This is a genomic window from Bradyrhizobium elkanii WSM2783 (assembly GCF_000472865.1).
GTDB lineage: Bacteria > Pseudomonadota > Alphaproteobacteria > Rhizobiales > Xanthobacteraceae > Bradyrhizobium > Bradyrhizobium elkanii_A.
In genome coordinates this window covers 98,891-112,122 of record NZ_AXAP01000024.1, presented here as the reverse complement: position 1 = coordinate 112,122, position 13,232 = coordinate 98,891, and the positions used below count along the sequence as shown (strand labels likewise).

10 protein-coding genes are annotated in these 13,232 nt (G+C 63.2%); 5 read left to right on the top strand and 5 right to left on the bottom strand.

All coding sequences use genetic code 11. From position 1 onward, the window contains the following. Positions 1-54 precede the first annotated feature (54 nt). Positions 55-975 carry a polyphosphate kinase 2 gene (gene ppk2 / locus YY7_RS0121485; protein ID WP_028165034.1) on the bottom strand — a complete coding sequence of 307 codons (921 nt, stop codon included), beginning with the start codon at positions 973-975 and terminating at the stop codon, positions 55-57. A gap of 152 nt (positions 976-1,127) precedes the next feature. Between ppk2 and YY7_RS0121480 the strand changes: the two genes are divergently transcribed. Next, a complete protein-coding gene (locus YY7_RS0121480) occupies positions 1,128-2,297 on the top strand; it encodes a fumarylacetoacetate hydrolase family protein (RefSeq protein WP_028165033.1) in 1,170 nt (389 codons plus the stop codon). A gap of 988 nt (positions 2,298-3,285) precedes the next feature. Here the strand turns inward: YY7_RS0121480 and YY7_RS0121470 are convergent. Further along, positions 3,286-3,747, bottom strand: a complete 462-nt coding sequence (locus YY7_RS0121470; protein ID WP_028165031.1) for an Lrp/AsnC family transcriptional regulator — start codon at positions 3,745-3,747, stop codon at positions 3,286-3,288. A 139-nt stretch (positions 3,748-3,886) separates the two neighbouring features. On the opposite strand from YY7_RS0121470, the gene YY7_RS0121465 reads away from it, so the two are divergent. Together YY7_RS0121465 and YY7_RS0121460 are read left to right on the top strand one after the other, a co-directional pair. Next, complete coding sequence (locus tag YY7_RS0121465; RefSeq protein ID WP_028165030.1) at positions 3,887-6,253, top strand: transketolase; 2,367 nt, start codon at positions 3,887-3,889, stop codon at positions 6,251-6,253. A gap of 193 nt (positions 6,254-6,446) precedes the next feature. Then, positions 6,447-7,877 carry an aldehyde dehydrogenase family protein gene (locus YY7_RS0121460; RefSeq protein ID WP_028165029.1) on the top strand — a complete coding sequence of 477 codons (1,431 nt, stop codon included), beginning with the start codon at positions 6,447-6,449 and terminating at the stop codon, positions 7,875-7,877. A gap of 53 nt (positions 7,878-7,930) precedes the next feature. Here the strand turns inward: YY7_RS0121460 and YY7_RS0121455 are convergent, their stop codons facing one another. Then, on the bottom strand, positions 7,931-8,893 hold the full coding sequence (locus YY7_RS0121455) for an SMP-30/gluconolactonase/LRE family protein (protein ID WP_028165028.1): 963 nt from the start codon (positions 8,891-8,893) through the stop codon (positions 7,931-7,933). A gap of 103 nt (positions 8,894-8,996) precedes the next feature. Here YY7_RS0121455 and YY7_RS0121450 point away from each other — a divergent pair, with 103 nt between their 5' ends. Then, a complete protein-coding gene (locus YY7_RS0121450; protein WP_028165027.1) occupies positions 8,997-9,818 on the top strand; it encodes an NAD-dependent epimerase/dehydratase family protein in 822 nt (273 codons plus the stop codon). Here YY7_RS0121450 and YY7_RS0121445 read toward each other — a convergent pair whose 3' ends face one another. Further along, entirely contained in the window at positions 9,819-10,397 is a 579-nt protein-coding gene (locus YY7_RS0121445) for an invasion associated locus B family protein (RefSeq protein WP_028165026.1), read from the bottom strand. A 199-nt stretch (positions 10,398-10,596) separates the two neighbouring features. Here YY7_RS0121445 and YY7_RS0121440 point away from each other — a divergent pair, with 199 nt between their 5' ends. Beyond that, on the top strand, positions 10,597-12,303 hold the full coding sequence (locus YY7_RS0121440; RefSeq protein ID WP_028165025.1) for an IlvD/Edd family dehydratase: 1,707 nt from the start codon (positions 10,597-10,599) through the stop codon (positions 12,301-12,303). 9 nt (positions 12,304-12,312) lie between these two features. Here YY7_RS0121440 and YY7_RS0121435 read toward each other — a convergent pair whose 3' ends face one another. Further along, positions 12,313-13,101 (bottom strand): enoyl-CoA hydratase/isomerase family protein, encoded by a 789-nt coding sequence (locus YY7_RS0121435; RefSeq protein ID WP_028165024.1) that lies wholly within the window; start codon positions 13,099-13,101, stop codon positions 12,313-12,315. Positions 13,102-13,232: the final 131 nt, after the last annotated feature.

The window sequence follows — 13,232 nt, the reverse complement described above, 5'->3', positions numbered from 1 at the left end:
TCGGTGCAAGAAAGGTGGGCACGCTGCGCTTTGCCCACCCTACAACGCCTTCCGTCAGAACGCCGCCGGGACATACATCTCCTCCGGGATCGGACCGCGGTGATAGTCAGGATTGCGGACGCGCGGCGGCAGCACGACCGGGATGTGCTGCACCGATTGATACGGAATCTGTGTCAACAGATGCGAGATGCAGTTCAGCCGGGCGCGCTTCTTGTCGACGGCATCGACGATCCACCACGGCGAGTCGGGCAGGTGGGTGTGCTCCAGCATCGTCTCCTTGGCCTTGGTGTACTGCTCCCACCGCGACCGCGCCTCGACGTCCATCGGGCTCAGCTTCCATTGCTTCAGCGGATCCTGGATCCGCATCGTGAAGCGGAATTGCTGCTCGTCATCGGTGATCGAGAACCAGTATTTGATCAGGATGGTGCCGGAGCGGATCAGCATGCGCTCGAACTCCGGCACCGACTTGAAGAATTCCTGGTATTGCTCGTCGGTGCAGAAGCCCATCACGCGCTCGACGCCGGCGCGGTTGTACCAGCTACGGTCGAACAGCACGATCTCGCCGCCGGCCGGCAGATGCGCGACATAGCGCTGGAAGTACCATTGGGTCCGCTCCCGCTCGCTCGGCGCCGGCAGCGCCGCGACGCGGCAGATGCGCGGGTTGAGGCGCTGGGTGATGCGCTTGATCACGCCGCCCTTGCCGGCGGAGTCACGTCCTTCGAACAGGATCACGACCTTCTTCTTCTCGTGCTGCACCCAGTCCTGCAGCTTCACGAGCTCGCCCTGCAGCCGTAGCAATTCCCGGAAATAGAGCTTGCGATCGAGCACAGGCAGGCCGGCCCGCGCGACGTCGTCGAGATCGTCCAGCCGCGTATCGTCGAGTTCGAGCTCAAGTTCCTCGTCAAGATTGTCGGCGATTTCCTGGTTGATGCGCTCGCGCAGGGCGGCTTCGTCGATCGGAGTGGATGTGGTCATGGAGTGCTGTCTCTCGGCTGCTCACAGTCGGGATGTGGAGTGCCGGAATTGACGCTGCTTCTGTGACATCGGGATGACGAGCATCTCTACACTGGCGTCGCAGGCGTGCTAAGAAGCGCCGCTAACAACGAAAAGGGATGGGAGATAGCCCGATGATCACGCTGACTGCCAAAGACATCCTGCCGGAGGACGGCACCAACGGCACGCTGGTCGGGCGCGTCTGGTTGCCGCGGCGCGACGGACCGGCCGTGGTCGCCGTGCGCAGCGACGGTGTGTTCGATGTGACCGCGCGCTTTCCGACTGTCAGCGCATTGTGCGAGGAGAGCGATCCGGCCGCTGCGCTGCGCGCCTTCAAGGGCGAGCCCGTCGGCGACCTCGATAGCATCGTGGCCAACACGCCGCCGGACCGCCGCGATCGGCAAAAGCCGTGGCTGCTCGCGCCGCTCGATCTGCAGGTGCTGAAGGCCGCCGGCGTCACCTTCGCCATTTCGATGCTGGAGCGCGTGATCGAGGAGCGGGCGCGCGGCAATCCCGCTTCCGCCGAGGCGATCCGCAAGGAGGTGGTGCGGCTGGTCGGCGACGATCTCTCCAAGCTCAAGCCCGGGTCGGAGGAGGCGATGCGGCTGAAGCAGGTGCTGATCGAGCAGCAGGCCTGGAGCCAGTATCTGGAAGTCGGCATCGGCCCCGATGCGGAGGTGTTCACCAAGGCGCCGGTGCTCTCCTCGGTCGGCACCGGCATGGATGCCGGCCTGCATCCGAAATCGACCTGGAACAATCCGGAGCCGGAGGTCGTGCTTATCGTCTCGAGCCGCGGCAACATCGTCGGCGCCACGCTCGGCAACGACGTCAACCTGCGCGACTTTGAGGGCCGCTCGGCGCTGCTATTGTCCAAGGCCAAGGACAACAACGCCTCCTGCGCCGTCGGCCCGCTGCTCCGCCTGTTCGACCGCAGTTTCTCGCTCGATCATGTGCGCAACATGGATGTCGGCTTGACCGTGAAAGGACCTGATGGCTTCGTCCTCGAAGGCCATTCGTCGATCAGCAAGATCAGCCGCGATCCGACCGACCTCGTGGCGCAGACCATCGGACCGGTCCATCAATATCCCGACGGCTTTGCGCTGTTCCTCGGCACCATGTTCGCGCCCGTAAAGGACCGCGATACGCCGGGCCAGGGCTTTACCCACAAGCGCGACGACATCGTCACGATCGCGGCCCCCGAGCTCGGCAAGCTCGTCAACCGCATGCGCTCAAGCGACGAATGCGAACCCTGGACGTTTGGGATATCGGCCCTGATGAAGAGCCTCGCAGTCCGTGGTTCGTAGGGTGGGTTAGCGAAGCGTAACCCCACCGCTTCTCGAGCCTCAAACTCCACCGTCATCCCTGGGCGTGCGAAGCACGAACCCGGAATCCGTCGTGCAACAGACGCAAGCGGAGAAATGGATTCCGGGCTCATCGCTTCGCGATGCCCCGGAATGACTGGGGGACACATTGCGCAATCCTCTCCTCCGTCATGGCCGGGACAAGCCCGGGCATGACGGCGTCGTATCATTCGCGCGATTTTCCTTAAGCCAATCAACGTGATTTGCCTTGTCCACCCCTGCAGCAAAAAACATTCCGCTTCCGTCGTCGGGCAAATCAGTGATTTAACTCCGCGCGTCTCACGGCGGATGAGGGGCGGCTCGCGATCGTCACGAACGTTGCGGTGAGATGCGGTGGACGCAGGTGTTGCGATAGGCGAACGCGACATCAGCGGACGGCGAAGTCGTGTGGTCCTGGCGCCCCGACGCTGGCGCTAAGCTTCTTGCGAAGTGACGGTGGCAAAAAGCCCGGTCACCGGGGAGAGCACGAAGTAAGCCGTAAACCATCGCGCAGGGAAAGCCGGAATGCTTCGGTTGAACCTGTGGTCCTACCCCCGTGCTTTTTGTTGCACGGGACCCATGGGTGCAACCGGCACCCGGCTTTCCCTGCGCCCTCTGTTTGGTGAGAGGGTGGAAAGTAAAGCAAAGCTCGGACGCATGGCGCCGCGAGAATGCGAACTCACATCCTCACGCTGTTTGACAGTTGAATCAGCTCTCACCCCGTCGTCCCGGGCTTGACCCGGGACCCATAACCACAGGCTTTGGTGATGTGCTCCGCTGCAACCGCTCGCTCGCGCCACAACAGCTCCCTGTGGTTATGGGTCCCCGCCTTCGCGGGGACGACAGAGTCGTAGGATGGGTAGAGCGGAGCGAAACCCATCATTCGCGCGGCTTGTTCCATCGCGATGGGTTTCGCTCCGCTCTACCCATCCTACGGGATCGCAACACCACCTCACACCGGCAGCGCGATCGAATACTTCACCTGGCTCAATGCAAAGCTCGACTCGATCGAGGCGATACCGTCGAGCCGCGTCAGCTTGTTCTTCAGGAACGCTTCATAAGAGGAGAGGTCGGCGGCGACGACGCGCAGGAGATAGTCACGGTTGCCCGTCATCAGATAGCATTCCAGAACCTCGTCCCATTTCGAGATCGCGCGCGCGAAGCGGTTGAGGTCTTCCTCCTTCTGCCGCGCCAGCTTGATCGAGATGAAGACGCTGACATGCAGCCCGAGCGCCTTCTGGTCGACGGTGGCGATATAGCGCGTGATCACGCCGCGCTCTTCCAGGAGCTTCACGCGGCGGTGACACGGCGAGACCGACAGGCCGACCTTGTCGGCGAGCTCCTGCATGGTCATGCGGCTGTCGGTCTGCAGCAGGCTGAGGATCTTGCGGTCGATGGCGTCTAGCGCTGGCATTGGGATGAACTCGCAGTTTGGAAGCAGGACGTGGGAATTTATCCCAATCCAGGACGGTATGTCGCAAGAAATTGAGATTTTTGCCGATGGCGACACCGCTAAAATCGGCGCATATTTGAATCACGCCCGGAGCACGATCATGGGAATTGCGCCCGCTCGCCTGGAACTGTTGTCCGCGCTGGCGCGGAAGGTGCTCTGGCTGTCGTCATGGACGATCCATCACGCCAACCACATCCGCGCCAATGCGGATGGGCTGAAGGTCGGCGGCCACCAGGCATCATCAGCCTCGCTCGCCAACATCATGTCGGCGCTCTATTTCTCGGTGCTGCGCCCACAGGACCGCGTCGCGGTGAAGCCGCATGCGAGCCCTGTGTTCCATGCGATCCAGTATCTGTTCGGGCATCAGACCCGCGAGAAGCTGGAGAATTTTCGCGGCTACAAGGGCGCGCAGTCCTATCCATCGCGCACCAAGGACGTCGACGACGTCGATTTCTCCACCGGCTCGGTCGGGCTCGGCGTGGCGCAGACGCTGTTCGCCTCGCTGGTGCAGGACTACGTCAAATCGCACGGCTGGATGCAGGACCGTCCTGAAGGCCGCATGATCGCGCTGGTCGGCGACGCCGAGATGGACGAGGGCAACATCTTCGAGGCGCTGCTCGAAGGGTGGAAGCACGGGTTGCGCAACACCTGGTGGGTGGTCGACTATAACAGGCAGTCGCTCGATGCCGTCGTGCGCGAAGGATTGTGGGCCAAGTTCGAAACCATGTTCCGCAATTTCGGCTGGGACGTGGTCATCGTCAAATACGGCAAGCTGATGCTCGAGGCTTTCGCCGAGCCGGGCGGGGAGGCGTTAAAGCGCTGGATCGACAATTGCCCGAACCAGATGTATGCCGCGCTCTGCTTCCAGGGCGGCGCCGCCTTCCGCAAGCATCTGCAGGACGACATCGGCGACCAGGGACCGGTCTCGGCCCTGATCGACCGCCGCAGCGACGAGGAGCTGCTGGCGCTGATGTCCAATCTCGGCGGCCATGACATGGCGAGTATGATCGAGGCGTTCGAGGCGATCGATCACGATCGTCCGGTCTGCTTCATCGCCTACACCATCAAGGGCGTCGGCCTGCCGTTCCAGGGCCACAAGGACAACCATGCCGGCTTGATGACGGTCGCGCAGATGGAGAAATGGCGCGCGAGCCAGAACATCCGGCCGGGCCATGAGTGGGAGAAGTTCGAAGGCCTGTCGCAGGATCCGGCCGCGCTCGAAGCGTTCCTGGGCGAGGCGCCATTCAACCGCGAGGGACGGCGCCGGCTGGAGGCGCCTCAGATTGAGGTGCCGCCGCAGCTTGCCTACAAGCCGTCGGCGCAGATGTCGACGCAGCAGGGCTTTGGCCTGGTGCTGAACGAGATCGCCCGTGGTGATAGTGCGCTCGCCTCGCGCATCGTCACGGTGTCGCCCGATGTCACGGTGTCAACCAATCTCGGCGCCTGGGTCAACCGCCGCGGCCTGTTCGCGAAGGCGGAGAACCACGATCTGTTCCGGCAGGAGAAGATTCCCTCCGCCTACACCTGGGAATATTCGCCGAAGGGACAGCATTTCGAGCTCGGGATCGCCGAGATGAACCTGTTCATCCTGCTCTCGGCGCTCGGGTTGTCGCACCAGATCAACGGCGAGCGGCTGCTGCCGGTCGGCACGCTCTACGATCCCTTCATCGAGCGCGGCCTCGATGCGCTGAACTATGCCTGCTACCAGGATGCGCGCTTCATGGTGGCGGCGACGCCATCGGGCGTGACGCTGGCGCCCGAAGGCGGCGCGCATCAGTCGATCAAGACGCCGCTGATCGGCATCGGCCAGGATGGGCTCACCGCGTTCGAGCCTGCGTTCGTCGATGAACTCGCGGTGATGATGGGATGGGGCTTCCAGCACATGCAGCGTGAGGGCGGCGAGGGCGGCTCGGTTTACTTGCGGCTGTCGACCCGCACCATCGAGCAGCCGCAGCGGATCATGACGGGCGAACTGCAGCGCGACATCACCGACGGCGCCTATTGGCTGCGGCGGCCGGGGCCGAACTGTGATATCGTGGTTGCCTATACCGGCACGGTTGCGCCGGAGGCGATCGAGGCGGTTGGTTTCATCGGCGAGAGCCATCGCGATGTCGGCCTGCTCGCCATCACCTCCGCCGACCGGCTTCATGCCGGATGGACCGCGGCACGGAATTTGCGCCGTGACCGGCGCGGCGTGCAGCATCTCAGCCATGTCGAAAAGCTGCTCTCGGTCCTGCACCGCGACTGCGGTCTCGTCACCGTGCTCGATGGCCATCCGGCTTCGCTCGGCTGGCTGGGCAGCGTGCGCGGCCATCGCGTCGAGGCATTGGGGGTGGAGCATTTCGGCCAGACCGGCTCGATCGGCGACCTCTATCGCCACCACGGCATCGACGCCAACGCCATCATCGATGCCGCCGAAGCGGTAACCATCGGGGCCCCGGTGCGGCACCGCAAAATGGCGGTGTAAGGCAGGAGGACGGAGAGGGGAGGGAGCGACAGCGAGCCGTCTTGCCACCATCGCAAGGCTGATCTTATATCCGGTGTCCGCCGCATCGCGGCGCCACCGCATATGGCGGGTTCAACTGATCAAGCTTTCGTGCAAGGATGCCTGCCGAACGCTTCCGTTCTGTTCTCCATACGCCCCGCACAAGAGGTTTCCGATGGTCAACCGCCTGCAATTCTATATCGACGGCGCCTGGGTCGATCCCGTCGTCAAGAAGTCCACCCCCGTCATCAATCCGGCGACCGAAGAGGCGATGTATGAGGTGGCGCTCGGCTCCAAGGCCGACGTCGACAAGGCTGTGGCTGCCGCCAAGCGCGCCTTCGAGACCTATTCGCAGACCAGCCGCGAGGAGCGCGTCGCGCTTTTGACCAAGATCGTCGAGATCTACAAGCGCCGCATGAAGGAGATCGGCGCCGCCGTCTCCGACGAGATGGGCGCCCCGCTGCCGATGGCGGAGAAGCTGCAGGCCGGCGCTGGCCTCGGCCATCTCATGAACACTTTAGAAGTCCTCAAGAAGTACGAGTTCGAGGAGACCATGGGCACCGCCGTGATCGTGCGCGAGCCGGTCGGCGTCATCGGCATGATCACGCCCTGGAACTGGCCCTTGAACCAGATCGCCTGCAAGGTCGCGCCGGCGCTTGCGGCCGGTTGCACCATGATCCTGAAGCCGTCCGAGTTCACGCCGACTTCGGCGCTGATCTTCGCCGAAATCCTCGATGAAGCCGGCGTGCCGAAGGGCGTGTTCAACCTGCTCAACGGCCTCGGCCCCGAAGTCGGCGCCGCCATGAGCGAGCATCCGGATATCGACATGATCTCGTTCACCGGCTCGACCCGCGCCGGCGTCGATGTCGCCAAGCGCGCCGCGCCGACGGTGAAGCGCGTCAGCCAGGAACTCGGCGGCAAGTCGCCGAACGTCATCCTCGACGACGCCGACCTCGCCAAGGCGGTGACGGGCGGTGTGATGCACATGTTCAACAATTCCGGCCAGTCCTGCAACGCGCCGTCGCGGATGATCGTGCCGCTGTCGAAGATGAAGGAAGTGGCCGCGATCGCCAAGGGCGTCGCCGACAAGACCAAGGCCGGCGATCCCCGCGCCGACGGCACCACCATCGGCCCGGTCGTCAACCGCGGCCAGTGGGACAAGATCCAGGCGCTGATCCAGAAAGGCATCGACGAAGGCGCCACGCTCGTCGCCGGTGGTCCGGGCCTGCCGGAGGGCGTCAACAAGGGCTTCTACGTCCGCCCGACCATCTTCGCCGACGTCACCAACGAGATGACGATCGCCCGCGAGGAAATCTTCGGACCGGTGCTGACCATCATCGGCGCCAAGGACGAGGAAGACGCCGTGCGCATCGCCAATGACACGCCCTATGGTCTCGCGGGCTACGTCTCCGCCGGCACGGTTGAGCGCGCGCGCAAGGTCGGTCGCCAGATCCGCGCCGGCAACGTCAACCTGCAGGGCGTGCCGAACGAACGCACCGCGCCGTTCGGCGGCTACAAGCAGTCCGGCAACGGCCGCGAATGGGGCAGGTTCGGCCTGGAGGAATATCTCGAGGTGAAGGCCGTCGCCGGCTTCAACGCGGCGTAAACCCTTTCACGACACCATTGCGGCGCCGGGGCCTTCGCCCCGGCGCCGTGTTTCTATCCGCCGAGCGCGCCTTGCGTGTTCACATAAAGCGCATAGATCGACTGGCTGGCGGCCATGAACAGGCGATTGCGCTTCAAGCCGCCGAAGCAGAGGTTGGCGCAGCGCTCCGGCAACGCGATACGGCCGATCATGACGCCGTCGGGCGCGAAGATGACGACGCCATCGAGTTCGGGATCGCCCATGCCCCAGCCGCACCAGAGGTTGCCGTCGATGTCGCAGCGCATGCCGTCGGGCGTGCCCGGGCCGGCATCGACGAAGACGCGCTTGTTGGCAATCTTGTCGCCACCAGGCGCGACGTCATAGGCAAGAATCTTGCGGTTCGGCGCGCCGCGGGATTCCACGATGTAGAGGATCTTCTCATCCGGCGAGAAGCACAGCCCGTTCGGCCCCAGGACGCCCTCGGCGACGATGGTCGCTTTGCCGGTCTCGCCGTCGATCCGGTAGACGTTGGCATCGATCTCGGGCTCGGCCTTGTAGCCTTCATAGTTGCCGAGCAGGCCGAAGATGGGATCGGTGAACCAGATCGATCCGTCGGACTTGACGACAACGTCATTGGGTGAGTTCAGCCGTTTGCCGCCAAAGGAGTCCATCAACACCGTGATCGAACCGTCATACTCGGTGCGCACGACGCGGCGGCCGCCGTGCTCGCAGGTGACGAGCCGGCCCTGCCGATCGCGCGTGTTGCCATTGGCGAAGTTGGAGGGCTTGCGGAAGATGCTGACCGCGCCGGTTTCCTCTTCCCACTTGATGATGCGCTGGTTGGGGATGTCACTGCACAGGAGATAACGCCCGTCGCCGAACCAGACCGGGCCCTCCGCCCAGCGCAGGCCGGTGGTCAGCCGTTCCACCGCCGAGAGCTTGAGCCAGTATTTCTCGAAGCGCGGATCGAGCGCATGGATCGCGGGATCGGGATAGAACGTCGCCGGACGCCAGCCGGCGGGATGCGTATCGGACATTTGCTGTTCTCGTTGTGATGTTTCCTCGCGCCTCATTTTGCTATCATTGTCAGACACCGACCGCAAATCGGCGGAAACAACGAGCGAAGAAACGGGGGACGAAATGCCACGCATCCTGATGACCGGCGCAGCCGGCGGTATCGGCTCCAGCCTGCGCAAGCTGCTGCCGCCGATCTATCCCGACCTCGTGCTCAGCGATCTCAAGCGGCCTGCCGATCTCGGCGCCAACGAAACGTTCAGGCCCGCCGATCTCGCCGACCTCGCGCAGGTCGAGGCGATCTGCGAAGGCGTCGACGGCATCCTGCATTTCGGCGGCTATTCGGTCGAGGGGCCCTGGGACTCCATCCTGCAGTCCAACATCATCGGCTGCTACAATCTGTTCGAGGCCGCTCGCAAGAAGGGCGTGAAGCGCGTGATCTTCGCTTCCTCGAACCACGCGGTCGGCTTCTATCCGCGCCATCACCGTATCGGCACCGATGTCACTGCGCGTCCCGACAGCCGCTACGGCGTCAGCAAGGTCTTTGGCGAGGCGGTCGGCGCGCTCTATGCCGACAAGCACGGTTTGAAGGTGACCTGCCTGAGGATCGGCAATTTCGGTGACAAACCGCTCGATCATCGCCGGCTCTCGATCTGGCTGAAGCCGGAGGACCTGGTACAGCTCTGCCGCATCGGGCTCGAGCATCCCGATATCCATTTCGAGATCTTTTACGGCGCCTCCCACAACGAACGCGCCTGGTGGGACAATCACCGTGCCTACGATCTCGGCTATCGCCCGACCGGCCGCGCGGAGGAGTTCCGCGAGCACGCAATGGCCGAGCAGGCCAAGCTGCCACCCGATCCGGTCAGCGACTTCTACCAGGGCGGCGCGTTCTGCGGCATGGAGTTCGACGGTGATGAGGGAAGGATCATCGATTGGAAGAAATAGTCAGTCTTCGCATGGAGGAAGTTGCTTGAACTCCTCCGGCCGCTGCCGCTGCAATTCCTTTAAACTTTGCTGGGCTTCTTCAAATACGCGAGGTTCACTTCCTGGTCTGTCGTAGACTTTGGCGAAATCAACCGAGGAAAACAGGATTTTGATCTCTTGGCCGTTCGTATCGAGCGCTTTTGAGGTTATCGTTTGAGAGCGCTTCAATCGCCCGATGAGTTCGTTGTCAATCTTAAGTGTGCCTACGCAGCTGGTGGGGTAACAACGAGGATTGGCTATGGAAATCGGGTCATCTTGGTCGATCTGAACACTGATTGGTCCGTCGAGCCCGCGTCTCGTTCCGAACTGGGCGGACAAGGTCGCGCCGTCGTTCTGTAAGGCGATTGTAAGGCTGCCGCCGGCCGGCTGACATGAACCGCTTGCACCGATCCCGACGAAGCAGTTTGCGTTGTTGTTCAGACAAATTTTGATCCACGGCTGGTATGCGAGCTGCGTGGCGCGAGGATCGGCAGCCAAGCCTGCGCTAAGGAGTGTGAGATATGCTGTGATCGACGAAAGTAACATATGCACGAATTTCATGAGCACGCCGTCCCGATTGCGATGAGCCTGGTTTGCTATTGCGTCTTTGTTGTCGCCCGTGATGCGCCGGAGATAATAATCGATTAGATACGACCCTTTGGATGTTCGGCTAGCCCCGCCGGGTAGCTAGGTATCCAACGTTGACAACGATCTGCCAGGCTCCTTTAGTGCCTGCACTGTAACCGAAGGAAACAAGAAAATGGCTGAAGGTCTGCGCAAGGGGCTGACGAGCTATGGCGACGCCGGGTTCTCGCTATTCCTGCGCAAAGCCTTTATCAAGGCGATGGGCTATTCGGACGACGCGCTCGATCGTCCGATCGTCGGCATCACTAATACCTATAGCGACTACAATCCCTGCCACGGCAACGTCCCGCAGATCCTCGAGGCGGTGAAGCGCGGCGTGATGCTGTCAGGCGCGATGCCGTTCGTATTCCCGACGATCTCGATCGCGGAAAGCTTTGCGCATCCGACCTCGATGTATCTGCGCAATCTGATGGCGATGGACACGGAGGAGATGATCCGCGCCCAGCCGATGGACGCGGTCGTCGTCATCGGCGGCTGCGACAAGACGCTGCCGGCGCAGATCATGGCCGCCGTCAGCGCCGACCTGCCGACGGTGGTCATTCCGGTGGGGCCGATGGTGGTCGGCCATCACAAGGGCGAGGTGTTAGGGGCCTGCACCGATTGCCGGCGGCTGTGGGGCAAATATCGCGCCGGCGAGATCGACGATAACGAGATCGAGGCGGTCAACGGCCGGCTCGCGCCTTCCGTCGGCACCTGCATGGTGATGGGCACCGCCTCCACCATGGCCTGCGTCACCGAGGCGCTCGGACTGTCGCTGCCGATGAGTGCGACGATCCCGGCGCCGCACGCCGAGCGCTTCCGCTCCGCGGAAGCGAGCGGCAGGACCGCCGCCGCGATGGCAAAGGCCAAAGGGCCGAAGCCGAGCGAAATCCTGACGCCGGCCTCGTTCCGTAACGCGCAGGTCGTGATGCAGGCGATCGGCGGTTCGACCAACGGTCTCATCCACCTGACTGCCATCGCACATCGCTCGCCGCACAAGATCGACCTCGAAGCTTTCGATAAGCTCGGCCGCGAGGTGCCTGTTTTGGTCGACCTGAAGCCAACGGGCGAGCATTACATGGAGCATTTCCATCATGCCGGCGGTGTGCCGAAGCTGATGGCGCAACTCGGCGAACTCATCGATCTCGATGCGAAAACCATCACCGGGCAGACGCTGCGCGAGGTCGTTGCGGCAGCCGAGGACGTGCCGGGGCAGGATGCGATCCGCTCGCGCCAGAATCCGATCAAGGCCGAGGGCGCGATGGCGATCCTGCACGGCAATCTGGCGCCGCGCGGCGCAGTCATCAAGCAGTCCGCCGCGAGCCCGAAGCTATTGCAGCATACCGGGCGCGCCGTCGTGTTCGAATCCGTCGAAGACATGACGCTCCGCGTCGATGATCCCGAACTGGATGTCACCGCCGACGACGTGTTGGTGCTGCGCAATGCCGGCCCCAAGGGTGCGCCCGGCATGCCCGAGGCTGGGTATCTGCCGATCCCCAGGAAGCTTGCACGTGCCGGTGTGAAGGACATGGTGCGGATTTCGGATGCGCGCATGAGCGGCACGGCATTCGGCACCATCGTGCTGCACATCACGCCTGAATCGGCCGTCGGCGGTCCGCTGGCGCTCGTGAAGAACGGCGACATGATCCAGCTCGATGTCGCAAAGCGCCGCATCGATCTTCTGGTCGACGAGGCCGAATTGCAGAAGCGCCGCGCCGCGCTGGCCCCGCGGGCTACGCCCGATTGGGCGAAGCGCGGCTATGCGCACCTCTTCAACGAGACCATCCTGCAGGCCGATGAAGGCTGCGATTTCGATTTCATGCGCGTCGGTGGGAAGGAGTAGGGCTCCAACCTATTTCGACTTGCTGGTGAATTTCTTCACGGCGACGCGGAATTCATCCGTCTGCATGCAGTCGATGATGGCGTCACGCTCGGCGTCGAGCTGCGCCTGGATCGGCGTCGTCGGCGCGCGGTGGATCAGGGCTTTGGTCGCTGCCAGACCTGCCGGCGCATTCTGCGCGAGCCTCAGCGCAAACTCGCGTGTCGCGGCCTTCAGCTCGATTGCCGGAACCACCTTCGCGACGAGGCCCCAATCGTAAGCCTGCGCCGCCGAAAAACCGTCCTCGGCCAGGAAGATCTGCAGCGCACGGCGAGGCCCAACGCTCGCGGCAAGTCCGACGGTGCCGCCGCCATCGGGCGAGACGCCGATCTTGGCATAGGCAGGCGTGAAGCGAGCGTCCTCGGCCGCGATGCAGAGGTCGGCAACAAAGGCGAGCGACAGGCCGGCGCCGGCCGCCGAACCGTGCACGCTCGCCAGCACGAGCTTGGGCATCCGCCTGAGCGTCGCGATGAAAGCGTGGTAATGCTTTAGCAACTCGCCAACGACCGAGTCGACATCATTGGCCTCAACGGCCGCGCCGATGGTTTGCAGATCGCCGCCGGCGCAGAAAGCGCGGCCCGCGCCTTCGATCACCAGCACGCGGATATTGTCGTTGCCCTCGACTTCAGCGCCAAACTGCTCGAGCTTCTTTGCGATCGACAGATCGATCGCGTTGAAGGCCGCCGGCCGGTTGAGGGTAATTGTCGCAATCGCGCCGTCGATGTTAAGCAGCGCCGGGTCGGTAGCAGAGGGTGTCGGCATGAGCGGCCTCCGGGATGGTTGGCCGACATTTAAGGCGCAGATCGCAGGGGTGACAATCCCACTCTCCATAAAATGCCGCCTTATTTGGTTTCGCCGCCGGAAACACTCTTGCATCGCGGCAAAGCATGAGG

Excerpts from the sequence above, each read along its gene's own strand:
- ppk2 (WP_028165034.1), bottom strand. The coding sequence starts at position 975 with ATGACCACATCCACTCCGATCGACGAAGCCGCCCTGCGCGAGCGCATC.
- YY7_RS0121480 (WP_028165033.1), top strand. The coding sequence starts at position 1,128 with ATGATCACGCTGACTGCCAAAGACATCCTGCCGGAGGACGGCACCAAC.
- YY7_RS0121470 (WP_028165031.1), bottom strand. The coding sequence starts at position 3,747 with ATGCCAGCGCTAGACGCCATCGACCGCAAGATCCTCAGCCTGCTGCAG.
- YY7_RS0121465 (WP_028165030.1), top strand. The coding sequence starts at position 3,887 with ATGGGAATTGCGCCCGCTCGCCTGGAACTGTTGTCCGCGCTGGCGCGG.
- YY7_RS0121460 (WP_028165029.1), top strand. The coding sequence starts at position 6,447 with ATGGTCAACCGCCTGCAATTCTATATCGACGGCGCCTGGGTCGATCCC.
- YY7_RS0121455 (WP_028165028.1), bottom strand. The coding sequence starts at position 8,893 with ATGTCCGATACGCATCCCGCCGGCTGGCGTCCGGCGACGTTCTATCCC.
- YY7_RS0121450 (WP_028165027.1), top strand. The coding sequence starts at position 8,997 with ATGCCACGCATCCTGATGACCGGCGCAGCCGGCGGTATCGGCTCCAGC.
- YY7_RS0121445 (WP_028165026.1), bottom strand. The coding sequence starts at position 10,397 with ATGAAATTCGTGCATATGTTACTTTCGTCGATCACAGCATATCTCACA.
- YY7_RS0121440 (WP_028165025.1), top strand. The coding sequence starts at position 10,597 with ATGGCTGAAGGTCTGCGCAAGGGGCTGACGAGCTATGGCGACGCCGGG.
- YY7_RS0121435 (WP_028165024.1), bottom strand. The coding sequence starts at position 13,101 with ATGCCGACACCCTCTGCTACCGACCCGGCGCTGCTTAACATCGACGGC.